The organism is Microbacterium aurantiacum (genome assembly GCF_002872075.1).
In the GTDB taxonomy this organism is placed as follows: Bacteria; Actinomycetota; Actinomycetes; order Actinomycetales; family Microbacteriaceae; genus Microbacterium; species Microbacterium aurantiacum_A.
The window spans coordinates 191,639-214,237 of sequence record NZ_PGGU01000007.1; the positions used below are offsets into that span (position 1 = coordinate 191,639).

Below are 22,599 nucleotides of genomic sequence, written 5' to 3' on the forward strand. Positions count from 1 at the left end.
AAGCCGTGCGTTCGAGGCGCGGCGACTCGGAGTCGTGTCAGAGATCGATGATGTCGAGGTCGACCGTGACGATGTCACCCTCGCCGATCCTCTGGGCCTCGCGGATCGCCTTCTTCAACGGCAGCACGTATCCGGCGTCCCCGGGGAAGATCGAGGTCGACCAGATCGAGGAGCCGATCCTGGCGCGCACCCGGAGCGAACCGAACCCGCGCGATGGCGAGGGCAGTTCGCGCAGTTCGGCGGAGAGCTCCTCCGGCATCGTCGCGAAGAACCAGGAGTCCGTGCGTGCGTTCCACCGGATCACGGTGCTCTCGAATTCGATCCGCATGGCCACAGCGTAGTCAGCGCCGCAGACATCCTCGTGCTCCCGGCGATGTCCGAGGTTCGAATTAGCGTCATCATCTCTACTTGCTTTATTCGAATATATCTTCGAGGATGGATTCATGGGGATCGGGCTCGATGCGGTGACCGCGCTCTCTCCGGTCGGCGACTCCCGCGCCGGAGAGGTGCTGCGGCTGCGCCGCGAGATCAGCAGGATGCAGCGCCGTCGCAGCGAGCATCCGCTGCTCCCCCTCGACCCTGCCTTCGCATCCCTGCTGCCGGAGGAGGGCCTGCAGACGGGTGCCGCCTACACGGTCACCTCCTCGCCCGGTCTCGTGCTCGCGCTGCTGAGCGCGGCGTCGCAGAAGGGGCTCTGGTGCGCGGTCGTCGGCATGCCGACCCTGGGGGTCGAGGCCGCAGCCGGGTTCGGCATCGACCTCGAACGCCTGATCCTCGTCCCCGACCCCGGCGAGCGCTGGCTGGCGGTGACGTCCGCCCTCTCCGAGGTGGTCCCGCTCATCGCCGTGCACCCCGGTACGCGGATGCGCGATGCCGATGCCTCCCGCCTGAACGCACGCCTGCGCGATCGCGGCTGCACGCTGCTCGTGACCGAGTCGCCCGCCACCGGCATCTGGCCGCAGAGCGAGGGGTCGATCCGCATCCACGATCCGCACTGGCACGGTCTCGGCGCCGGCTGGGGGCTGCTCTCGGACTGCACCGTGACGGTGACCGCGCAGACCAGGCGCGCGCCGATGCCGTCGAGCGTCCAGGTGCGACTGCCGGGCAGCCGGGGCGGGGTCGAGGCTCTGGCTGCCGACCTCTCCTCGCTTCCTGCGCGTCGCGACGTCACGGTGTTCGACAACGGCACCGCAGCGCCTCCCGTCGACATCTCCCGCTGGGCGGCCGCCGGATGAACGCTCCGCTCCGCGTCCTCGTGCTGTGGTTCCCCGACTGGCCGCTGCGGGCCGCTCTCGGCGGCCCCCCTCCGCATCCGCCCACCGCCCTGGTGCACGCGAACGCGGTGGTGGCCTGCACCGCGTCGGCACGCGAGCACGGGGTCCGCGTCGGTCAACGCCGCCGGGTCGCGCAGGGACACCTCCCGGCGCTGCGGGTGCTCCCCCACGACCCGGCCGGAGACGAGCGCGCGTTCCTCCCCGTGCTGCAGCTCATCGAGAAGCACGCCCCCGGCGCCTCTCTGCTGCGTCCGGGTCTCGCCGCTCTCCGCGCACGTGGCGTCGCCCGGTATCACGGCGGCGAGGGCGAGGCCGCAGACGCCCTCCTCCGCATCCTCACGCATGCCGGCTTCCCCGAAGCGCGGATCGGCATCGCCGACGGTCCGTTCACGGCGGAGGCGGCGGCTCGCAGCAACCAGCCGTGGACCGTCGTGCCCCCTGGCGGGGCGAAGGAGTACCTGAGCCCGTTCGCCGTGCAGGCCCTGCGTGACGAACAGCTCGCCGGCCTCCTCATCCGCCTCGGGGTGCACACCCTCGGCGACTTCGCCGCTCTCGACGCGCTCGAAGTGCGGGACCGCTTCGGCGAGCGGGGGGCGCGTCTGCATGCGCTCGCCGCCGGCGCCGATTCACGCCCGCTCGTCCCCCGGGCACCCGACCCCGTGCTGGTGCGCACCGCAGAGTTCGAACCGCCGCTGGCCGGCGCCGATCAGGTCGCCTTCGCCGTGCGGCAGACGGCGGATGCGGTGATGCTCGCCCTCGGCGATGCCGCGGCCGTCTGCACCGAGGTGCGCATCGATCTGACCGACGACAACGGCCTGGTCTTCTCCCGTTCCTGGCTGCATCCGACCTGCTTCGACGCCGCCGATCTCGTCGACCGGGTGCGCTGGCAGCTGGAGGCACTGGCAGCGGAGCATGCGCGGGAGCCCGTCGACGAGGCCAGGGCCTTCGGCGGCATCGCCGCTGTGCGCATCGTCCCGGTCGCCGTCGACGATGCCGCGCACCATCAGCCGGGGCTCTTCGGATCCGGATCCGACGAACGTCTGCACCATGCCGTCTCCCGCGTGCAGACGATGATCGGACACGAGGGCGTGGTCACCGCGACGGTCTCCGGCGGCCGCTGGCTCGCCGACCGGCAGGTGCTCACCCCGTGGGGTGAGCGCGCAGTCGCACCACGGGATCCGGAGCATCCGTGGCCGGGGAGCCTTCCCGACCCGGTGCCCGCCGAGGTGTTCCTGCCGCCACGGCCGATCGGCGTCCAGGCGGCTGACGGCAGTTCGATCGGCATCGACGCACGCGGAGCGCTCTCCGCCGCCCCCGCGCACATCGACGGCGCCGTCGTGCAGGCATGGGCGGGCCCCTGGCCGATCGACGAGCACCGCTGGGATCCTGCGCGAGGACGCCGGGGCCACCGCCTGCAGGTCGTCGACGACCGGGACCGGGCATGGCTGGTCTTCCGCGCCGGTGACCGCTGGTGGGCGGAAGGCAGGTATCGCTGATGGGCTGGCACAACCCCCCGCTGACCTGGGCGGAGCTGGAGCGCACCCTCAGCGGCGACGCACCCGTCGAGAAGAGCCCTGCCGCCGAGCCCCCGGCTCATCGCGTCGATCCTGGTCCGGTGAGCCGGCGACGAAAGCGCCTCCCGCCCGCGCAGATCACCCGCCCTGCGGATGCGGTGCCCTATGCCGAGCTGCACGCCCACTCCTCGTATTCGTTCCTCGACGGCGCCTCCTCGCCGGAGGAGCTTCTCGCCGAGGCCGAGCGGCTCGGGCTCACCGCTCTCGCCCTCACCGACCACGACGGCTTCTACGGCGCCGCCCGCTTCGGCGAGCTGGCCGAGAACATGAACCTCCAGGTGCAGACGGTGTTCGGCGCCGAGCTGTCGCTCGACCTGCCTGCTCCGCAGCGTGGTGCCGCCGACCCGGCCGGCGAGCATCTGCTCGTCCTCGCGAGCGGACTGGAGGGGTATCACCGCCTCTCCGGGGCGATCTCCGCCGCCCAGCTGCGAGGCGGCGAGAAGGGCCGGCCCGTCTACGACCTCGACGAACTGGTCGAGAAGGCCGGCGACCACTGGACGATCCTGACCGGGTGCCGTAAGGGCGGCGTGCGCCGCGGCCTGGAGCACGGCGATGCGGAGACGCCGCTGCGGCGCCTCGTCGACCTGTTCGGGCGCGATCACGTCGCCGTCGAGCTGTTCGATCACGGCGATCCGCTGGACACCCGCCGCAACGACGCCCTCGCCGACCTCGCCGGCCGGATGCGTCTGCCGGTCGTCGCCACGAACAATGTGCACTACGCCGCCCCCGAGCGCGCCCGGCTCGCCGAGGCGGTGGCCGCGGTGCGGGCGGTGCGCAGCATGGACGACCTGGACGGATGGCTGCCCGTGCACGGCGGCGCGCACCTGCGCAGCGGGGCGGAGATGACCGAGCGATTCCGCCGCTACCCCGGCGCGATCTCCCACGGGCTCGAACTGGCCGCGGCATCCGCCTTCCCGCTGCGCCGAGCGCGGCCGGCGCTGCCGCAGCAGAAGGTGCCGGAGGGGCACACTCCGATGAGCTGGCTGCGTGCGCTCGTCTGGGAGGCCGTCCCGGAGAAATATCCGCGTCTCGATGCCGCGGGGCGGAGCAGGATCGAGCGTGAGCTCGACGTCATCGAGGAGAAGGACTTCCCCGGCTACTTCCTCATCGTGCACGGCATCGTCGCCGAGGCACGCCGGCGCGGCATCCTCTGCCAGGGACGGGGATCCGCTGCGGCGAGCGCCGTCTGCTATCTGCTGGGGATCACCGCCGTCGATCCGATCCTCTACCGGCTGCCCTTCGAGCGCTTCCTCGCCACCACGCGCCAGGAGGAGCCGGACATCGACGTGGACTTCGACTCCGACCGCCGGGAGGAGATCATCCAGTGGGTGTACCAGGAGTACGGCCGGGAGCGCGCGGCCCAGGTGGCGAACGTCATCCAGTACCGTCCGAAGAACGCCGTGCGCGACATGGCCAGGGCGCTCGGCTTCTCCCCCGGTCAGCAGGATGCCTGGTCACGCCAGGTCGACGGCTGGGGCGCGGGCATCGAGCCCGTCGAGGGGCACGACATCCCTGCGAACGTGCTCGAGTACGCCGGTGAGCTGCTGAAGGCGCCCCGGCATCTCGGCATCCACTCCGGCGGCATGGTGCTCACCGCCCGCCCTGTCGGCGAGGTCGTGCCCGTGGAGCACGCGCGCATGGAGAACCGCACCGTCATCCAGTGGGAGAAGGACGACGCCGCCTGGATGGGCCTGGTGAAGTTCGACCTGCTGGGACTCGGGATGCTCGCCGCCCTCCAGCACTGCTTCGACCTCATCGAGGACGCAACGGGCGAGACCTGGAAGCTGGAGACCCTCCCCAAGGAGGAGCCTGCGGTCTACGACATGCTCTGCCGCGCCGACTCGATCGGGGTATTCCAGGTCGAGTCACGGGCGCAGATCGGCCTGCTCCCCCGGCTGCAGCCACGCTGCTTCTACGATCTCGCGATCCAGATCGCCCTGATCCGCCCCGGTCCCATCCAGGGCGGTGCGGTGCATCCCTTCGTCCGCCGGAAGATGGCGAAGGACAGGCTCGACGAGGAGAACAGGGAGCGGGCGCAGCGCGGCGCGGAACCGCTGGAGCTGGAGATCCCCTACCCGCATGACGATCTGAAGCCGATCCTGAAGCGCACCCTGGGCATCCCGATCTTCCAGGAGCAGCTCATCCAGATGGCGACCGCGATCGGAGACTGCACGGCTGACGAAGCCGATCTGCTGCGCCGGGCGATGGGATCCAAACGCGGCCTGGAGAAGATCGAGCAGGTCCGCGAGAAGCTCTATGCGGGTATGACCAGGCGCGGCATCGACGAGGACACCGCCGACCGCATCTACGCGCAGATCCAGGCGTTCTCGAACTTCGGCTTCGCCGAGTCGCATTCGCTGTCGTTCGCGCTGCTCGTGTACGCCAGTTCCTGGCTGAAGCTGCACTACCCGGCGGCCTTCCTCGCGGGGCTCCTGCGCTCGCAGCCGATGGGCTTCTACTCCGCGGCCACACTGACCGCCGACACCCGCCGGCACGGCGTGGAGGTGCGTCGCCCCGATCTGCACGCCTCCGGGGCGACCGAGATCCTGGAGCCGCTCGCCGGCGCGCCCACGAGAGCGCCGACCGGGCTGGATGCCTGTCTCGACGATCCGCAGCCGACGCCCGCCCGATTCGACCGGAGCGCACCGGACGAGTCCGCCGCCCACCGCCGAGACGGCGGATACGCGGTGCGACTGGGGCTCAGCGGCGTCCGCGGGATCGGCATGCCGATGGCGGAGCGCATCGTCGCCGAGCGGGAGGCGAACGGTCCGTACCGGGATCTGAACGATCTGGTGCGGCGCACCGATGCGACGGCCGCTCAGCTGGAAGCGCTCGGCACCGCCGGCGCCTTCTCCTGCCTCGGCCTGAAGAGACGGGAGGCCATCTGGCTCGCGGGCGCCGCCGCCGATGACCGCGCCCGGTTCCTGCCGGGGACGACCGTGTCGGTGCAGCCGCCGCTGTTCGCCGATCAGAGCAGCTATGAGCAGCTCGCCGCCGATCTCTGGGCGACCGGGGTCTCCACCGACGACCATCCGATGGCGCACTTCCGCGCGGCGCTGCGTGAACGCGGGGTGCTCACCGCTGCCGACCTGCAGACCCATGAGACGGGCAGGCGCATCGAGGTCGCCGGACTCGTCACGCATCGGCAGCGACCGGCGACCGCCGCGGGGGTCACCTTCATGAACCTCGAGGACGAGCACGGACTCGTCAACGTCGTCTGCTCGACCGGGGTCTGGAACCGCTACCGCCGTGTCGCGCGGGAGTCGCCGGCGCTCATCATCCGCGGCATCCTCGAGCGCTCCACCGAAGGCGTCGTCAACGTGCTCGCCGATGCGTTCGAAGACCTGCGCACCGGGATCTCGCATCGGTCACGGGACTTCCGATAAGGGTCCGTCGTGACGGGTCTGTCACCAGAAGCGCTCCGCCTCCGGCTGAGGAGGGCGATCGCTGCCGCCCCAGCGGTCGGCTTCTGCCTTCGCGGCGTCCGCGGCCGCATCCGCATCGCGCAGCGCCACCTTCGCGCCGGTCGGCCCGGGGCCGATCGGGTCGACGGTCAGCACCGTGCCCGCACCCGCCCCGTGCATCGTGACCGTGCAGTCGAGCACCCTGCCCAGCCAGCGCGAGATCTCGCCGTGGGGCTCCTCCGCACGCTGGAAGCGGATGCCGGTGTCGAGGTCGACGAGAGAGAGGACGACCGGCCCTCCGGTCAGATCGTCGTGGCGTTCGGTCACCTCGAGCCGATGCCCCTGCGGGATCGCGACCTGAGCACTCAGCACGAGAGTTCTGTCCATGACCTCAGCCTACGAATCCGCGGGCCGCAGCGGAAGGCGCCTCCCGGGCGGCGACGCTAGCGAGGGCACCTGCATCCGTCAACCCCGGTCGACGGATGCAGCGGCCGCGTCTAACGTCGCTTCCGAAACATTCGACGAAGGGAGTCGAGATGAACGACAGCCAGCGCGACAACCTTACGGAGGAGTCATGATCGGCGCCGGACAGCTCGTGTCGCTGCTCGAGGAACCGGGCCCGTGGACGTACGCGTATGTCGACGGTCAGGGAGCCGAGCCGCAGGGGATCGAGGACGCGCGCAGGGAATCGGTGCGACGCAGGCTCGAGGAGGCCGGCGCGCCCGAGGCGGATGCGGCGGCCGTGCTCGAGGTGCTCGACAACGCCGCCGGCCTGCCGAGTCCGTCAGCGCGGTACGTGCTCGCTCGGGACGGCGAAGTGGAGGTCGACGAGTCCTTCCCCGGTGCCCGGCTGGGGCCCGAGCAGTGCGGACACGCGCAGATCCCGCCGATCCTGCCACTCCTGCGCGATCGCGCCGACGACATCCGCTACGTCGTGGTGGAAGCCGGCCGCGGAGACGCCGAAGTACGACTGGAACGAGCCGGACGCCCTCCCGAGCACGTGCAGGAGATCGAGGGGCGCACGGATGCGCTGCCCAAGGTACAGGCCGGTGGCTGGTCGCAGTCGAGGTATCAGCGCACCTCCGAGGAGATCTGGAAGCACAATCAGGCCGACGTCGCCAGGATCGTCGACCGGCTCGTGCAGCAGCACTCGCCGCGGTTCGTCGTCGTCTCCGGCGATGTCAGGGCCCGGCAGCTGCTGCGCGACGAGCTCGGCACCGCCGCGCAGAAGATCCTCATCCTCGTCGACGCGCACACGCATGCCGCGGGCGCGGACCGGACCGCGCTGGACGAGGCGATCGCCACCGCACTCGAGGAGCAGCTGCGCAGCACCGAGCAGGACATCGTCGATCGCGCATCCACCGACAGCGGCAGCGCAGGCGCCCACGGTCTCGGGGCCGTCGTCGAGGCGCTCCGTCAGGCACGGGTGGAGAGCCTTCTCCTGGATGCGCGGATGCTCGACTCCGATGCCGCCCTCGCGGCCCTCGACGAGTCGCCCTGGGTGGCGCCCGTCGAGGACGACGAACCCGCGAACGTGATCGAGCGGGTCCCGGCCGCCGAAGCCCTGGCGCGCGCGGCACTGCTCACCGGAGCGCGGGTGGTGGTCGCAGAAGACGACCACCAGAGCGATGACGACGAACGCGCTGATCGCATGGCGCGTGAACCGCTCGCCGTGCTGCGCTGGTCGGGGTCCAGTCCGGGATGATGCCGTGGTGAGGGCGGTTCGTGGCGACACCACCGCCCTCACCCGCGGTGCGCACTACTCTCTCGGGTGATCCTCGTCGAGCAGGATCTCTTCCCGTTGCTCCGCGACATCGGCCGGGTCGGCGTCTGCCCCGCCGAAGTCCGCCTCGGCGACAGGCGGCGCCTCCGGGTCGTCCGGATCGTCGATCTCCGGGCGTTCCTGCTCCTGGAGATCGGCGGTCGGCTTCTGATCGTCGATGGGGTCGTTTCCGATGGGCATGGGATGCTCCTCCCTCGAGGTGTGATGCCTTCACCCTCCGATTCCCGGAGTGCGCCGGCAAGGGGGTTGACGCCGCCCGGCAGAACCCGGCTGGGGGCGCACATGGTCCTAGCCCCTCCCCGCCGGTGCGTCAATCGGGTGGGTGCACGCGACGGACGGCGCCTAGGGTCGATGCGTTGTGAAGGAGCCCGACATGACCCCCGACGATCGCGACCGGCGAGACCGTGCCGGACGACTCGTCGATCCCGGGCGGGAGGGCACGCGCGGACGGGTACGGGTCGGAGTCTCCGGATGGCGATACCCGCGGTGGCGGGACGACTTCTACCCGACCGGACTCCCGCAGAAACAGGAACTGGAATTCATCGGCGAGCGGTTCTCCACTGTCGAGCTGAACGGATCCTTCTATTCGCTGCAGCGGCCATCGAGCTATCGGCACTGGCGGGAGAGCGTACCGCCCGAGTTCGTCTTCGCCGTCAAGGGCTCCCGCTACATCACTCACATGCTGCGCCTCCGGGACCCGGGGCAGGCGCTGGCGAACTTCTTCGCCTCCGGCGTGCTGGCACTCGGAACGCAACTCGGCCCCATCCTCTGGCAGCTCCCGGAGCGGCAGCGCTTCGATCCCGACGTGCTGGACGCCTTCTTGAGAGCGATTCCCCGTTCGACGGGCGAGGCCCTCGAGTTGGCCCGGCGGCACGACGAGCGGCTCGAAGGCAGAGCGTGGCTCGAGATCGAGTCGGACGTGCCGCTGCGCCATGCGATCGAACCGCGATCGGCGAGCTTCCACGACCCTCGATTGGCCCCTCTGCTGCGAACCCACGGCGTCTCCCTCACCGTCGCCGACACGGCGGGAAGATGGCCGCGGTTCGAGGATCTCCCGGCCGATTTCGTCTACGTCCGCCTGCACGGCGGGCAGGAGCTGTACCACAGCGGCTACACCGCGGCGGAGCTGCGGGAATGGGCCGACCTCGTGAACAGCTGGGCCGACGGCTACGCATCCGACGGTCGGCCGCGCGATGTCTACGTGTACTTCGACAACGACGCGCGCGGGCACGCACCGCACGATGCCCTCGCCCTCGCGGCCCTCGTCGGCGACGAGACCGAACGGATGAGCCGATGAAGCGCCGCGTGGTCGAATCATCAGTGATCTCATCCATCGGCTATGCGCCGGAGACCGCCGTACTGGAGATCGAGTTCCTGGGTGGCGGCACGTACCGCTACTACACCGTTCCCCCGTCGGCACACCGAGCGCTCATGGACGCCGACAGCAAAGGACGCGCCTTCATCGACCTCATCCGCGATCGGTACCCGACCGAGCGCATCGATTGATGCAGCAGCCGTTGCCGGTGTATCTCACGCGTCGCGGGCTGTAAACCCCCTCTCGGCCGGCGGCCGAGCACGGCTACCTTCGCTCGCATGTCACCGAGAGGCTTCTCCCCCGCATCCGCCATCGTCACCGCGTCCGACTCCGGGATCGGTGCCGCCACAGCCCTCGCCCTCGCCGATGCCGGCATGGACGTCGGAGTCACCTGGCATTCCGACCAGGAGGGCGCTGAGCGCACGGCCGAGGCTGTGCGTGAACGCGGCCGCCGTGCCGTCGTCGCGCGATTCGATGCGACAGCGATCGACGAGGTCGCCTCGGTCGTGGATCAGTTGGCCGATGATCTCGGCGGGCTGGACGTCTTCGTGAACAACGCCGGCGGCGGAACAGGAGGCCCATTCCTGGACGTGTCGACCGATCAGTGGCGCGAAGTCATCTCACTGAACCTCGATGGCGCGTTCGCGGGCCTTCAGGCGGCTGCGCGGCGAATGGTCTCGGCAGGCACGGGCGGCCGGCTGATCGCGGTGACGAGCGTGCATGCGCACCAGCCTCGGGTCGGAGCGGCAGCCTACGTGGCCGCCAAGCACGGCCTCGCCGGACTCATCGAGACCATGTCGCAGGAACTCGGGCAGCACGGGATCACCGCGAACGCGGTCGCGCCCGGCGAGATCGCGACGCCCATCAACGACATGGAGTCGTCGGATGCCGATTCCACGCACCGCCCCGGAGTGCCGCTCGGCCGGCCCGGAAAACCGGAGGAGGTCGCCGCGGTGATCGCTTTCCTCGCCTCCCCCGCCGCGAGCTACGTGACGGGCGCGAGCTGGTCGGTCGACGGCGGGATGCTGCAGATGGGCCCGCAGGCCGGGTCGCATCTCACCGACGATTCGTGGCGCCGGGGCTGAATCGTCGGGACTGCCTCAGCCCGCGGCATCGACCCCGAGCACGGCATCGGACGGCACCCACCGCAGCAGGTCTCCCGGCTGGCAGTCGAGGGCTTCGCACAGCGCGTCGAGCGTCGTGAAGCGGACGGCCTTGGCCCGCCCGTTCTTGAGCACGGCGAGATTCGCGGGGCTGATCCCGATCTGCTCGGCGAGGACGCCGACCGCGAGCTTGCGCTGCGCCAGGACGACGTCGATGTCGACGACGATCGGCATCAGACCACCTCGTCGAGCTCGGACCGCAGCGCACGCGCCTCGGCGTCGCGATCGATCGCCTGCACCAGCAGTCGCCTCATCACCACCACGAGCAGCGCCATCCCCATCAGCACGCACGACGCCCCGCAGATCAGTCCCACGATCCCGGGTGCCACGCCGCCGGGGGCGAGCAGGACGGCGAGGCTGAAGGTGAGCACGGCCGCAGCGGCGATGGCGCCGATGATCACGTCGACGTAGCGGAATGCCCGCGGCGAGAAGACGGCGCCCTTGCGGACGAGCGTGAGCAGACGCCAGACGCAGACCGCGAAGACCTGCATCGTGAGCACGCCGAGCCCCAGGATCACGACGAATCCGATCCGGCCCGGCATGGACTCGTTCTCGAGGTCGGCCCAGATCAACGGCAGCAGCACGGTCTGCACGACGAGCGAACCCGCGAGCGAGATCGCGATGACGGCGCGCAGGATGTAGATCGTCAGATTGCCCATGGTGCTCTTCCTTTGTTCGAGACACCCAGTCTATCGAATGTCGATAGATTTCGCACGATAATCGATGGTAGGCGATTCCAGGTCAGCTGAGCAGCCGCGAGCAGGCTCGGGTCAATGCTTCGTGTCCGGGTGATCGTCGCCGATGTGGCCCGGATGGATGCTCGAGAGCACCCTCTCGACGAAGGCCGCGTACTCCTCCATGTAGTGCCGGAGGAACTCTTCGGTGCCACTGTCGTTCACTTCGCCGTTCTCGCCATAGATCTCGGGCTTGAAGGTGATGTAGGCCTCGGGCGCGTTCAGTTGCGGCGCATCCAGAAAGCTCAGCACGCTGCGCATCGAGGCCTGCATCACCGCGGTCCCGATGGCGCCGACGGATGCACCGATGATCCCGGTCGGCTTGCGGGCGAAGGAGTTCTGCCCCCAGGGCCGAGAACCCCAGTCAATGGCGTTCTTGAGCGGCGCGGGGATCGAGCGGTTGTACTCCGGTGAGATGAAGAGCAGTCCGTCCGACTGCTCGACCGCCCGCTTGAATTCCGTGACGGCCGCAACCGGATTCATCTCGTCATCGCGGTTGTAGAGCGGGAGATCACGGATCGAGATCTCGGTGAGCTCGAGCTCGGCCGGCGCCAGGCGCACCAGCGCCTTCGACAGAACGCGGTTGATCGAGTCACCGGAGAGGCTTCCGATGAGGTAGCCGATGCGATGCGACATGATTTCTCCTTCGGGTTGTCGGGGCGAAGGTGCTCCTGTCTAGTCCGCGACGTCGACTTCGTCAACCGGGTGGCGGCGACCCGGCGGATGCTCCGAGCACCGGGCCGCCACCACCGCGGCCGCGTTCACGGCACGAGAACCACCCGTCCACGAGCCCCCGGCTGTGCAGCGACCCCGTGCGCAGCGCGCGCGTGTTCGAGGGGCATGACGCTGTGCACGCGCGCAGGCAGGCGCCCCGCGGCCGCGTCGATCAGAAGCGTGGCCAGCATCTCACCGGAGGACTCCACCATGACCGCCGAGGTTTCGATCCCGCGGACGGCATCGGGCACCGCAGGAGGCACGACGCCGACATAGATCCCGTCGTCTTTCACGGCCGCCAGAACGGCGTCTCCGAGAGCGGCGGCGTCGAAGACGGCATCCCACTCCGCGTTCTCGGGCAGTGCGATCACGAGCGCGCCCCCCATGGACTCCACGAAGGCGCGATCGCTCTCTCGTGCGAGGCCGCCCACCTCGAAGCCCCGGTCGGCCGCCAGGCGCAGAGCGTAGCCGCCGACGGCACCCGCAGCGCCCGTCACGAGCAGTCGGCGGCCGTCGGCAGGCCCGAAACGCACCAGAGCCTGATGGGCGGTGAGCGCGTTCAACGGCACGGTGGCCGCGTCGACGGCGGTGATCCCGTCCGGCCGCTGCGCGACAGCATCCGCCGGAACCACGACGTATTCGGCGTAGGCGCCGAACGACTTGTCGACTCCGGCGGACAGCGCCGCGACGGGCGTGCCGACGACGAACTCGCCGACGCCGTCGCCCACCGCATCGATGGTGCCCGCGAGATCCCATCCCAGCCCCACCGACGACGCGGTCACCCAGCCCAGCTCGTGATACACGCCCGCCCTCGTCTGCAGATCGACCGGATTGACCCCGGCTGCTTCGACCTTGATCCGCACCTCGCCGGCCTTCGGCTCGGGGATCGCCGTCTCGATGATCTCGATCACTTCGGCGTCTCCGGGGGTGTGCACGACTGCTGCTCGCATAGGAGCTCCTCTCATCCGGGCCACGGCTCTTGCGCTGCGGCTCACTGTGTTCCAGGATGAGATATCCGCTCTCCAGCGGGAAGTAGGCACCTGAAAGTGCGTAAGGTGCACTGAAGTGAGGAACCCCATGCCGACTCGAACCGCTGCCGCCGAACGCGAGGCATCCAAGGAGGCGTACAACGCCTATCTCGCGACATGCCCCAGCCGTCAGGTGCTCGCCACCCTCGCGGACAAGTGGGTGGTCCTGGTCATGCATGCGCTCGAGGACGAGCCGCAGCGATACTCCCAGCTCAGTCGCCACATCGCCGGAGTGAGCCAGAAGATGCTCACTCAGACGCTGCGCGGCCTCGAACGCGATGGCCTAGTGGTGCGCACGGTCGAGCCCACTGTTCCCGTCACCGTCACCTACGAGCTCACCGACCTGGGCCGTTCACTCGTGCAGGTCGTCAGTCCGCTCAAACGGTGGGCCGAGACGCACATCGAGGTCATCCGCCATTCGCAGGCGGAGTACGACCTCCGCGCATAGCCGATGCCGCGACCGGCGTCACAAAGAGGTGAGAAGACGAAGCGCCGCCTGCGCCGCGCTCCCCGCGGGTGCGGTGTGAGTGAGGATCCGCTGCCCGTTGGCTTCCGGAAGGTGCAGGACCTCGTAGTCCAGCGACAGGTCTCCGATCGCCGGGTGCCGGAAGCGCTTGTTGCCACTGGTGCACAGCCGCACCGAATGCCCGGCCCACAGCGATGCGAATTCCGGGCTCTTCAGGCTGAGCTCGCCGATGAGCTCCGCCAGATGCCGATCGTCGGCGAATCGCGCGGCCGCGTACCGCATCGAGGCGACGGCCACCTCGGCCTCCGTTTCCCAATCCGCGTAGAGATCGCGGGTGTGGGGATCGCAGAACAGCATCGTGATGAGGTTGGGCCGTCCGTCCGGGCGAGTCGGCGCCGTGACGTCGAGATGGCCGGCCAGCAGCAGGTGGCCGGCACTGTTCCAGGCGAGGATGTCGTTGAAGCGCCCCAGCAGGACGGCAGGCACGTCCCCCATCGCGTGCAGCAGTTGCTCGGCACCGGGTTTCGCGATCTCCGGCGCGGACGCCCGCGCGCGCTCGGCGGGCGTCGGATGCGCCAGCGCGAACAGGTGCGCCCGTCCGTCGTCGTCGAGCTGCAGCGCTCGTGCGAGCGCCTCGATCACGGCATCCGAAGCGTTCTGCGACTGCCCCTGCTCGAGCCGCGTGAGATATGTCGCGGAGACGCCGGCGAGCTGAGCCAGCTCCTCACGGCGCAGACCCGGCACCCGGCGTCGACCGTAGGAGCGGACGCCGGCGTCCTCCGGCGTCAGACGATCCCGTCGGGAACGCAGGAACTCCCCGAGCTCGGTGACGGGCGTGTCTGCTTCCCGTGTGCGTGCGTCCATGCATCCATTCTCTCCGGCTTCGGATGCCGGAGCCTGCCCCTGTCAGTACTAGGCACCGCCAGCCCACCCGATCCAGGGTTCTGGCTCGGTTCTCGGCGGCCGTGGAACCTGGATGCCATGACTGACGTGCATTCATCGACTCGACCTCTTCCCTCTCGGCCCGGACCTCTGACCCGCCGTGACCGGCTCGCCGTCATGGTGCTGCTGACGGCCAACTTCACGCTCGCCGTCGACTTCTCGATTCTCAACGTCGCCTTGCCGCACATCGGCCGCGAACTCGGTTTCGCGACGTCGGCGCTGCAGTGGATCGTCACGGCGTTCGCGCTCTGCGCCGCCGGGTTCACGCTGTTCTTCGGCCGCGTGGCCGACCTGTTCGGACGGCGGCGGCTGTTCCTGATCGGGATCGTGCTGCTCGGCATCTCGTCGCTGGCCGGCGGGCTCGCTCAGGAACCGATGCTCCTGCTCTCGGCCCGAGTGGGGCAGGGCATCGCGACGGCGATGATCACTCCGGCCGCACTGTCCCTGTTGACCACGACGTTCACCGAGGCATCCGCCCGCGCCCGCGTGCTCGGTCTCAACGGCGCGCTCATGGCGGCCGGCTTCACCGCCGGCGCCGTACTCGGAGGCGTCCTCACCGGAACCGTCAGCTGGCGGTGGGCCTTCCTCATCAACGTGGTGGTCGCCGTCATCGTCCTGGCCATCGCGCCGTTCGTGCTCCGGGAGCCTCCGGCAGGGCCGCGTCCGCGCCTCGACGTGCCGGGTGCCATCACCGTCACACTTGCCCTGGTCGCCCTGGTCTTCGGTATCGACATGGCCGGTCGGGCCGGCTGGGCGAGTCCCGCCGCGTGGGGGCCGATCGCCGCCGCCGTGCTGCTGTTCGGGGCATTCCTGGCGATCGAGTCACGCGTCGTCGATCCGCTGATCGCACCCGCGCTCCTCCGGCGCAGCAACATCGCCTGGGGCAACATCGCCGGACTCCTCGCCTTCGCGACGGAGACCTCGCTGGTGTTCCTCCTCACGCTCTATCTTCAGGAGACGCTGGGGTTCGACGCCGTCGTCGCCGGCCTGATCCTGGCCGTGCTCGGGATCGGCACCGTCATCGGCGGCCTCATCGCTCCCCGAGTCATCGGAATGCGCGGAGCGAAGACGGCGATCATCTTCGGGTTCGTCCTGCAGGTCGCGGCGACCCTGCCGCTCGCGTTCCTCACCGACGACCACGCCTGGGTGCTCCCGCTCGTGATCCTCACGTTCATCGGCGGCATCGCGAACCTCGTCGCGATCGTCGGCTACACCGTGACGGCCACGTCGGATGTTCCCTCGGAGCAGCAGGGACTGGCCACCGGACTGGTCACGATGAGCCAGCAGGTCGGCATCACTCTGGGCACTCCGGTCATGTCCGCGATCGCGACGAGTGTCGTCGCATCCACACTGCTGCCCGGCCTGCGGGTCGCGATCGGCGTCAATGCCGGGATCGCGCTCGCCGCGGCGCTGCTGGTCGCCGTGTTGCTGCGGGCGCCGGCGGGCTCTCGCCTGGCTCAACGGGGAGGGCTCGCGGAGTAGCCGATCGGATCGCTCGCCTGCACGGAGCGTTTCGAGCCGGGAGCCGGCTCAGCGGTCGATGGGTCCGTGGATCACGCCCCAGACCCTTCGCGACTCGTCGATCATGGCCGGCAACTCGGAACCGGGGAACGCGTGCGCTGCGTCGGTGCAGCGCTGGGCACTGCAGGCGTGCTGCACGACAGGTCCGCCCTCGATCGGCAGCTTCAGATGCAGACGGAAAGTTTCCATCTCGTCCGTGATGTCTTCCGCGAGGACCACACGAAGGGAGACGCGACGACCCGTCGGCCTCAGCTCGGCAGTGGCCTTCTCGCGCGCGACGGCATTGACCCACAGGCTCACGCCGACGAGGGCGGCGAACGCGCACGCCAGCAAAGCTCCCGCGACGGCCCACCACTCGGGTGCCAGACGCAGGCTCAGGACCCCGCCGATGATGCCGATGAGGGTGAGAGGCACGGCCGCCACGCGCATTCCCACCGCGGCACGATGACCGATCGGGTCGACCTGGGTCCATTCGGGATGCACGTCCTGCATGGCAACACTCTAGAGCCCGGTGCGGGCGACTCGACGGGAGGATCTGTAACGCGGCGCCACTTGGATCATGACCGTGACCGAGACCGATCTCCGGGAGCGTACGATTTCGACAGCGGCACTCACCGCCGTCGCAGGCGGGACGACCGACCTCGACCTTCGTCCCTTCCAGTTGGTGACATTGCGCTTCGCCCGCTGAACACCCCACCCCCGATCTTCAAGAAGGAAGCGTCATGACTTATACGGCCGAGCCCGCCAGGTATGAATCGATCAAGACGGCACGCTCCGGGCGGAGCGGGCTGATCCTGCCGCGCGTGTCCCTGGGCCTGTGGAACAACTTCGGCGAGGACCGCACCTTCGAGACGCAGCGGGCGATCCTGCGGCGGGCGTTCGATCTCGGTGTGTTCCACTTCGACCTGGCGAACAACTACGGACCGCCTGCCGGCAGCGCCGAGCGCAACTACGGCCGCATCCATCAGCTCGACTTCCGTCCCTACCGCGACGAGCTCGTCATCTCGACGAAGGCGGGCTACCAGATGTGGGACGGCCCGTTCGGCGATTGGGGTTCGCGGAAGACGATGATCGCGTCGCTGGATCAGTCGCTGCAGCGGCTCGGCCTCGACTACGTCGACGTGTACTACTCGCATCGTCCCGACCCGGAGACGCCGATCGAGGAGACGATGGGTGCGCTCGCCACGGCGGTGCGTCAGGGCAAGGCGCTGTACGCGGGGATCTCGAACTACTACACACCCGAGGAGACGCGGGCGGCTTCGGCCGCGCTGCGCGCCGAGGGCGTGCCGCTGACGATCCATCAGCCGCGCTACAACATGTTCGACCGTCGCATCGAGGAGGAGGGCCTGCTCGACACACTGACAGAGCTCGGTGTCGGTGCGATCGCCTTCTCTCCACTGGATCAGGGTCTGCTCACGGGCCGGTACCTGGAGGGCGTCCCGCGCGACTCGCGGGCAGCGACGGGCAGGTGGATGACAGAGTCGAACATCACCGAGGAATACCTCACCCGGGCACGCGCTCTGAACGACATCGCCGTCTCGCGCGGTCAGACCCTCGCCCAGCTCGCGATCCAGTGGGTGCTGCGGGACTCCGCGGTGACCAGTGCGCTCATCGGCGCCTCGAGCGTCAAGCAGCTCGAGGACTCGCTGCGCGCGCTCGATGGCGCCCCTCTCACGGACGAGGAGATCGCCCGCCTCGAGCCGCTCGCGGCGAAGCCTGCCTGACCTCCTCGGCGATCACGAGCGATCTTCCGCTTCGTAACGGGTCCTCCCGGCGACGATCGTCTGGATCACGCGGGCATCGAGCAGGGACGCCGGTCCGTCGATGAACGGATCGGTGTCCAGCACGATCACATCGGCCGCGTATCCGGGGGCGATGCGGCCGCGCCAGTCGCCATCACCGACGGATGCCGCGGCATCCCGCGTCGCGTGACCGATCGCCGCCGCGAGAGGAAGCGCGAACTGCGGGTGGATCGCGCCCACGCTGCGATCGAGCGCCGAGGCGCGAGTCGATGCCACGTACATGTTCGCCAGCGCCTCGTGCGGGGCCGTCGGCGCATCCGTCGAGAAGGCCAGCAGCGCTCCGGCGATCTCGTACTCCGGCCACGGGAACGCGCGGTCGACACGGTCGTCGCCGAGCATCTCCGCCCAGTTCGCGAAGATCGCGGGGTCGCTGTGCACCGGCTGCATCGATGCGGTCACGCCGAGGCGTGCCATCCTCTCGGCCGTCCCGGGGGCCGCGTACTCGAGGTGCTCGATGCGGTGGCGTCGCGGTCGCTCCCCGTTGACGGCGATGGCGTGCTCGATGGCGTCGAGCGCGATCTCGCTCGCGTAGTCGCCGATCGCGTGCTGTGCGACCTGGAGGCCGGCGGCATCCGCTGCCGCGACGACGGGGTTCAACTGTGCGACCGGCCAGATGGGCTCGGCGTTCGACCCGTCGGCGTACGGATGCCGCATCGCCGCGGTGCACGCATCGATCACGCCGTCGAGGATGAGCTTGATGCCGACGACGCGAACGCCGGAGAACGAGTCGTCGCGGGAGAGCTCCGCCGCACGAGCGACCTGCGCGAGATTCTCCACGTCATCGCCGGTGTTGTTGACGATCCAGTGCGCGGCGACGCGGATCGGAAGCTCTCCCCCGTCTCGCACCTTCGCTCGCTGGAGCGCCTCGAGTCCGAACTCGTCGAAGGCCATGTCGATCGCGCCAGTGACTCCGGCAGCCAGGTAGGCGTCGATCACACGTTCCACGTCCGCATCCCGGTCGGCGTCGGTGGTCGTCTCGTCGCGGTGAGCCCAGGCGTACTGCGTCGCTGCGGTCTCGTAGAGGAGCCCGGTCGGCTCCCCCGCCGCGTCCCGGGAGAAATACCCGCCGATCGGATCGGGCGTCTCCCGGGTGATGCCGAGTTCGGCCAGCGCCGCACTGTTGACCCAGCACGAGTGGTAGTCGTTCGCGTCGAGGTACACGGGGATGTCGTCGACGACCGCGTCGATCATGGCCGCGGTCGGCGCACCATCCGGCACCGAATCGAACAGCCATCCTCGACCGCGCAGAACCGCGGCATCCGGATTGGCAGCTCTCGCTTCGCGTAGCAGCGTCTGGATCTCGTCGAGCGAGCGAGCGGCGGTGAGCGGCACCTGTCCGAGCGCGGCACCCGCCATGAGGAGGTGCGTGTGGGCGTCGGTGAAGCCGGGGAGGACGAGCCTGCCCGCCAGGTCGACGGTCTCGTCGGCCGCGGGGGCGCCCTCGCCGGTGCCGACGTAGGCGATCGTCTCGCCGTCGATCACGAATGCCTCGGCCCAGGCCTGCGCCGGGTCCGGATCGGCGGTGAAGATGCGTCCGTTGAGGTAGCGGGTGGTCACGGTCGACCGTCCTTTCCGAGTGGCGTGCGCAGCAGGCCGGCGTATAGCACCGCGGCGACGAGCATGCCGACGGGTACCGAGAGATCGATGTATCCGGTGGATTCGGCGACTGGACCGCTCCAGACGCTCGTCGACAGGCACAGCGCGGTCGCGATCCCGCCGACGATGAGCGCGGTGATGCCGGGGATGCTCCATCCCCCCGAGCACCAGTACCGGCCGCCGGGTCCGTCGTGGAAGAGGTCGACGCCGTCGTAGTCGTAGCGGCGCAGGATGACGTCGACGACGAAGATCGCCATCGCCGGCCCGGACACGACCACGAGGAACTGCAGCATGAGGTTCGCCGCTTCCACGAGGTTCGACGCGAGCACGAGGTAGATCGTCAGTGCCGTGCCGACGACGCCGACGATGATGGCGGCCGGGATGCGGCGCAGGCGGAAGCCGATCGCCTGGAGGGCCATGCTCGATGTGTACGCCGTCATGGCGTTGAGGGCGATCGTGTTGATGATGACACCGATGACGAGCACCGGTCCCAGCCAGGCGGGCAGCAGATCCAGGAGGGCGACGTCTATACCGGTCTCGAACGCGGCGACGCTCAGTCCCGTGGCCAGCAGCACGCCGACCGTGGTGAAGACGATGAACGGGATGGCGCCTCCGAGTGCGGTCGCGGCGGTGATGTGCGAGGGCTTCGTGTCGCGCGGGAGGTAGCGGGCGATGTCGGGGCTGTTCATGAACGACAGCGGGGTCGAGGCGAGGATCGTGAAGCCGATCGAGATCGACGACCAGAGGGCGGGGCCGCTCAGGGGCTCCGGGGCCGCGTACTGCCAATCGACCGACGGCAGGATGAACGCGGCGACGGCGAGGAAGATCACGAACAGCGCGGCGGCCATGTAGGGGTAGGCGCGCAGGATCAGACCGTGGCCGAAGATCGCCACGAGGATCGTGATGGCGGCGACGACGACCGTGACGCCGATCGGGACCCAGGTCGGGTCGTCCATGCCCGCGCGTCGCAGCAGGTCGGCTCCCATGAACGACGATGCGAGCCACGTGAGCGAGAGGAAGACCGCGCCGATGAACCAGCCGACCACGGCGACGAAGAGGCGGTTGCCGAGCACCCCGTACATCGCTCGCGTCACGACCGAACCGGAGGTACCGGCTGCCGGCCCGCTTCCGGCGATGATCCCCGGCAGCACCCAGAGCAGTGAAGCCGCGACGATCACGGCGATCGCCTGCCAGATCTCGAGGCCGAGCAGGATCAGCGAGGCACCGATCGTGAGGTTCAGGATGCTGACGCTCGGCGCCGCCCAGATGAGGAACAGATCGCGCGCCCTGCCGTGGCGTTCGGCATCATCGATCAGCTCGATGCCGCGCGTTTCCGGTCGTGATGCCGTGTCGAGGGCGTCGGCATCAGCGCCGGTGGGGTGGATCTGGGTCATGGAGTTCCTTTCGGGAGGAGCGTCATTGCTGTAGTCGCCGTGTTATTGGTCACATGCCCAATGGACTATTGGTCACTTAGTCAATAGCATGAGTGGGGTGACGTCAAGCACTTCTTCGAACTCCGCTCCCCCGCGAACCCGCAAACCTCCGGAAGAGAGGCGGGAAGACATCCTCGCCTGCGCCGCGGCGATCGCGATCGAAGAGGGACTCGAGCGCATCACGCTCCGCGCGGTCGCAGCGCGACTGGGTGTGCGGCCGGGACTGATCACGCATTATTTCCCCGTCGCGGAGGACCTGGTGGTCGCGGCCTTCGCCCGCGCGGCGGTGCTCGAGCGGGAGCAGTTCTTCACGTCGGGCGGCACGCCCCTGCAGAGGCTCGCCCACTTCGTGGATCACATCGAGCGGCGCCGATCACTCCCGTTGGCGAGGCTCTGGCTGAACGCGCGACATCTGGCACGGTTCAGCCCGTCCCTCGACGCCGAGCTCGACGTTCAGGACGAACTCGACAGGGAGCGCCTGACGGTCATCATCGCTGACGGCATCGCCTCCGGCGACTTCGGAGAGGTGGATGCCGAAGCGGCATGCATCCGGATCCTGATCGCCGTCGACGGCGGCGGGTCGTATGTGAACGCGTCGAGGCAGATCGAGCACCCGGCTCATACGCGGGTCGTGGCGGATGTGGCGGAATGGGCGCTGGGGATGCCGGCGGGGACGTTGCGGGAGGCTATCGACGCGGGGGCGTGAAGATCTGTCAGAATCCTCCCTCGCGGCAACAAGAACACTGGGGATACTCACTTCCCCTGGCTGACGTTGCGACGTAGCATCGCCGTGTGGCAACGAACATCGACCCCGCCGAGATCGTGACGCAGGTCACGAATCGTATCGCTGAAAGCCATCCTCACGAGAGCCGAGCGCACATCTCATCGCTCGCCGTCGAGGAGTTCGAGAAGATATCTGACAGCAGGGTGACGGACTACTTCACGGTGCTCACAGAGCGCGCTGTCCGGGAACGACTCAAGGCCTAGACGCACGTCTTCGGGACGATCCTCCGCTCGAGCAACTGCTCAGAGCAGCGCGCCGCCCGTCGCATCCAGGTACTGGCCGGTGACCCATCGTGCGTCTTCCGAGACGAGGAAAGCCACGACGTCGGCGACGTCGGGCGGCGTTCCGATGCGGTTGAACGGCGACATCGCAGAGACCATCTCCTGCGCGTCAGAGCTCGCCCGCAGCCACCCTGCGTTCATGTCGGTGTCGATCACTCCCGGCGCGACCGCATTGACCGTGATCCCTCGCGCGCCAAGATCCTTCGCCGCACCGAGGATCATGGTGTCCAGCGCCGCCTTCGACATCGAGTACGCCAACAGATCCGGATCAGCGCGCTTCGTGAGCCCGGTCGACATCGCCACGACGCGGCCGCCGTTCGCCAGCCTGCTCTGCGCCTGCTGCAGCAGGAAGAAGACGGAACGCGTGTTCACCGCGAAGAGCTCGTCGAACCACTCGGCGCTCGTCGAGGCGAGCGAGCCCTGCCCGGCGATGCCGGCGTTCGCGACGAGGATGTCCAGGCCGCTCGAGCCGGTCCGCCTCTGAAGCTCGGCATCGAGTCGGGGGAACAGAGTGTCCACACCGTTCGGCGCACTGAGGTCAGCCCCGACGGAGAACGCCTGCCCGCCTGCAGAGGTGATCGCCGCGACGACTTCGCGCCCCGAGGCCTCGTCACGTCCATGGACGGCGACGAGTGCGCCATCAGCGGCCAATCGTTCGCTGATCGCCCGTCCGATCCCCCGCGACCCACCCGTCACCAAAGCCGTCTTGCCATCGAGTCCACCCATTGCGCATCTCCCTTTGTTTAACGATCACTACACAAGGAACGTAGCGCATTAATGTATCG

Annotated in this window: 25 protein-coding genes; 13 read left to right on the plus strand and 12 right to left on the minus strand. The window is 69.1% G+C overall.

Features of this window, described 5'->3' with window-relative positions; genetic code table 11:
* Positions 1-37: 37 nt before the first annotated feature.
* Positions 38-328: a DUF1905 domain-containing protein gene (locus CUR96_RS07840; RefSeq protein ID WP_102192743.1), complete on the minus strand. Its 291-nt coding sequence runs from the start codon at positions 326-328 to the stop codon at positions 38-40.
* A gap of 115 nt (positions 329-443) precedes the next feature.
* Here CUR96_RS07840 and CUR96_RS07845 point away from each other — a divergent pair, with 115 nt between their 5' ends.
* Genes CUR96_RS07845 through CUR96_RS07855 form a run of 3 tightly spaced genes read left to right on the plus strand, consistent with a single transcriptional unit; the run spans position 444 to position 6,234 of the window.
* The gene (locus CUR96_RS07845) at positions 444-1,235 is read left to right on the plus strand and encodes a hypothetical protein (RefSeq protein ID WP_102192744.1); all 792 of its coding nucleotides are present in this window, start codon (positions 444-446) and stop codon (positions 1,233-1,235) included.
* Positions 1,232-2,770 (plus strand): DNA polymerase Y family protein, encoded by a 1,539-nt coding sequence (locus CUR96_RS07850; protein ID WP_102192745.1) that lies wholly within the window; start codon positions 1,232-1,234, stop codon positions 2,768-2,770. The genes CUR96_RS07845 and CUR96_RS07850 overlap by 4 nt, the downstream gene beginning before the upstream one ends.
* Positions 2,770-6,234: an error-prone DNA polymerase gene (locus tag CUR96_RS07855; protein WP_102192746.1), complete on the plus strand. Its 3,465-nt coding sequence runs from the start codon at positions 2,770-2,772 to the stop codon at positions 6,232-6,234. Before CUR96_RS07850 ends, CUR96_RS07855 begins: the two co-directional genes overlap by 1 nt.
* A 21-nt stretch (positions 6,235-6,255) precedes the next feature.
* Here CUR96_RS07855 and CUR96_RS07860 read toward each other — a convergent pair whose 3' ends face one another.
* A complete protein-coding gene (locus CUR96_RS07860) occupies positions 6,256-6,639 on the minus strand; it encodes a hypothetical protein (RefSeq protein ID WP_102192747.1) in 384 nt (127 codons plus the stop codon).
* 187 nt (positions 6,640-6,826) lie between these two features.
* Between CUR96_RS07860 and CUR96_RS07865 the strand changes: the two genes are divergently transcribed.
* Positions 6,827-7,957 (plus strand): Vms1/Ankzf1 family peptidyl-tRNA hydrolase, encoded by a 1,131-nt coding sequence (locus tag CUR96_RS07865; RefSeq protein WP_102192748.1) that lies wholly within the window; start codon positions 6,827-6,829, stop codon positions 7,955-7,957.
* Positions 7,958-8,011: 54 nt separating this feature from the next.
* On the opposite strand, the gene CUR96_RS18580 is transcribed toward CUR96_RS07865, so the two are convergent.
* Positions 8,012-8,215: a hypothetical protein gene (locus CUR96_RS18580; RefSeq protein ID WP_180968969.1), complete on the minus strand. Its 204-nt coding sequence runs from the start codon at positions 8,213-8,215 to the stop codon at positions 8,012-8,014.
* 193 nt (positions 8,216-8,408) lie between these two features.
* Here CUR96_RS18580 and CUR96_RS07875 point away from each other — a divergent pair, with 193 nt between their 5' ends.
* From CUR96_RS07875 to CUR96_RS07885, 3 genes are all read left to right on the plus strand, one after another.
* Positions 8,409-9,332, plus strand: a complete 924-nt coding sequence (locus tag CUR96_RS07875) for a DUF72 domain-containing protein (protein WP_102192806.1) — start codon at positions 8,409-8,411, stop codon at positions 9,330-9,332.
* An 8-nt stretch (positions 9,333-9,340) separates the two neighbouring features.
* Positions 9,341-9,541: a KTSC domain-containing protein gene (locus tag CUR96_RS07880; protein WP_245861129.1), complete on the plus strand. Its 201-nt coding sequence runs from the start codon at positions 9,341-9,343 to the stop codon at positions 9,539-9,541.
* A gap of 87 nt (positions 9,542-9,628) precedes the next feature.
* The gene (locus CUR96_RS07885) at positions 9,629-10,435 is read left to right on the plus strand and encodes an SDR family oxidoreductase (RefSeq protein ID WP_102192751.1); all 807 of its coding nucleotides are present in this window, start codon (positions 9,629-9,631) and stop codon (positions 10,433-10,435) included.
* A gap of 15 nt (positions 10,436-10,450) precedes the next feature.
* Here CUR96_RS07885 and CUR96_RS07890 read toward each other — a convergent pair whose 3' ends face one another.
* The 4 genes from CUR96_RS07890 to CUR96_RS07905 all read right to left on the minus strand — a co-directional run bounded on the left by CUR96_RS07890 (position 10,451) and on the right by CUR96_RS07905 (position 12,911).
* Positions 10,451-10,687, minus strand: coding sequence for a helix-turn-helix domain-containing protein (locus tag CUR96_RS07890; RefSeq protein WP_102192752.1), 237 nt, complete (start codon positions 10,685-10,687; stop codon positions 10,451-10,453).
* The gene (locus tag CUR96_RS07895) at positions 10,687-11,172 is read right to left on the minus strand and encodes a DUF2975 domain-containing protein (RefSeq protein WP_102192753.1); all 486 of its coding nucleotides are present in this window, start codon (positions 11,170-11,172) and stop codon (positions 10,687-10,689) included. The genes CUR96_RS07890 and CUR96_RS07895 overlap by 1 nt, the downstream gene beginning before the upstream one ends.
* Positions 11,173-11,283: 111 nt before the next feature.
* Positions 11,284-11,886, minus strand: a complete 603-nt coding sequence (locus tag CUR96_RS07900; RefSeq protein ID WP_102192754.1) for an NADPH-dependent FMN reductase — start codon at positions 11,884-11,886, stop codon at positions 11,284-11,286.
* Positions 11,887-12,008: 122 nt separating this feature from the next.
* A complete protein-coding gene (locus CUR96_RS07905) occupies positions 12,009-12,911 on the minus strand; it encodes an NADP-dependent oxidoreductase (RefSeq protein ID WP_219721970.1) in 903 nt (300 codons plus the stop codon).
* A gap of 127 nt (positions 12,912-13,038) precedes the next feature.
* Between CUR96_RS07905 and CUR96_RS07910 the strand changes: the two genes are divergently transcribed.
* Positions 13,039-13,437: a winged helix-turn-helix transcriptional regulator gene (locus tag CUR96_RS07910; RefSeq protein WP_102192756.1), complete on the plus strand. Its 399-nt coding sequence runs from the start codon at positions 13,039-13,041 to the stop codon at positions 13,435-13,437.
* Between the two features lie 18 nt (positions 13,438-13,455).
* Here CUR96_RS07910 and CUR96_RS07915 read toward each other — a convergent pair whose 3' ends face one another.
* Entirely contained in the window at positions 13,456-14,319 is an 864-nt protein-coding gene (locus CUR96_RS07915) for a helix-turn-helix transcriptional regulator (RefSeq protein WP_102192757.1), read from the minus strand.
* Positions 14,320-14,436: 117 nt separating this feature from the next.
* Between CUR96_RS07915 and CUR96_RS07920 the strand changes: the two genes are divergently transcribed.
* On the plus strand, positions 14,437-15,879 hold the full coding sequence (locus CUR96_RS07920; protein ID WP_102192758.1) for an MFS transporter: 1,443 nt from the start codon (positions 14,437-14,439) through the stop codon (positions 15,877-15,879).
* A 48-nt stretch (positions 15,880-15,927) separates the two neighbouring features.
* Here CUR96_RS07920 and CUR96_RS07925 read toward each other — a convergent pair whose 3' ends face one another.
* The gene (locus tag CUR96_RS07925; RefSeq protein WP_102192759.1) at positions 15,928-16,410 is read right to left on the minus strand and encodes a hypothetical protein; all 483 of its coding nucleotides are present in this window, start codon (positions 16,408-16,410) and stop codon (positions 15,928-15,930) included.
* 67 nt (positions 16,411-16,477) lie between these two features.
* On the opposite strand from CUR96_RS07925, the gene CUR96_RS18840 reads away from it, so the two are divergent.
* Positions 16,478-16,606, plus strand: a complete 129-nt coding sequence (locus CUR96_RS18840; protein ID WP_281255045.1) for a hypothetical protein — start codon at positions 16,478-16,480, stop codon at positions 16,604-16,606.
* 34 nt (positions 16,607-16,640) lie between these two features.
* A complete protein-coding gene (locus CUR96_RS07930) occupies positions 16,641-17,642 on the plus strand; it encodes an aldo/keto reductase (protein WP_102192760.1) in 1,002 nt (333 codons plus the stop codon).
* Between the two features lie 12 nt (positions 17,643-17,654).
* Here the strand turns inward: CUR96_RS07930 and CUR96_RS07935 are convergent, their stop codons facing one another.
* Both CUR96_RS07935 and CUR96_RS18700 read right to left on the minus strand, forming a co-directional pair.
* The gene (locus tag CUR96_RS07935; protein WP_102192761.1) at positions 17,655-19,277 is read right to left on the minus strand and encodes an amidohydrolase; all 1,623 of its coding nucleotides are present in this window, start codon (positions 19,275-19,277) and stop codon (positions 17,655-17,657) included.
* Entirely contained in the window at positions 19,274-20,710 is a 1,437-nt protein-coding gene (locus CUR96_RS18700; RefSeq protein ID WP_102192762.1) for a purine-cytosine permease family protein, read from the minus strand. Before CUR96_RS18700 ends, CUR96_RS07935 begins: the two co-directional genes overlap by 4 nt.
* 88 nt (positions 20,711-20,798) lie before the next feature.
* Between CUR96_RS18700 and CUR96_RS07945 the strand changes: the two genes are divergently transcribed.
* Both CUR96_RS07945 and CUR96_RS07950 read left to right on the plus strand, forming a co-directional pair.
* Positions 20,799-21,455 carry a TetR/AcrR family transcriptional regulator gene (locus CUR96_RS07945; protein ID WP_102192763.1) on the plus strand — a complete coding sequence of 219 codons (657 nt, stop codon included), beginning with the start codon at positions 20,799-20,801 and terminating at the stop codon, positions 21,453-21,455.
* A gap of 86 nt (positions 21,456-21,541) precedes the next feature.
* Positions 21,542-21,736: a three-helix bundle dimerization domain-containing protein gene (locus tag CUR96_RS07950; RefSeq protein WP_102192764.1), complete on the plus strand. Its 195-nt coding sequence runs from the start codon at positions 21,542-21,544 to the stop codon at positions 21,734-21,736.
* Between the two features lie 39 nt (positions 21,737-21,775).
* On the opposite strand, the gene CUR96_RS07955 is transcribed toward CUR96_RS07950, so the two are convergent.
* Entirely contained in the window at positions 21,776-22,540 is a 765-nt protein-coding gene (locus tag CUR96_RS07955; protein ID WP_102192765.1) for an SDR family oxidoreductase, read from the minus strand.
* Between the last annotated feature and the right edge of the window lie 59 nt (positions 22,541-22,599).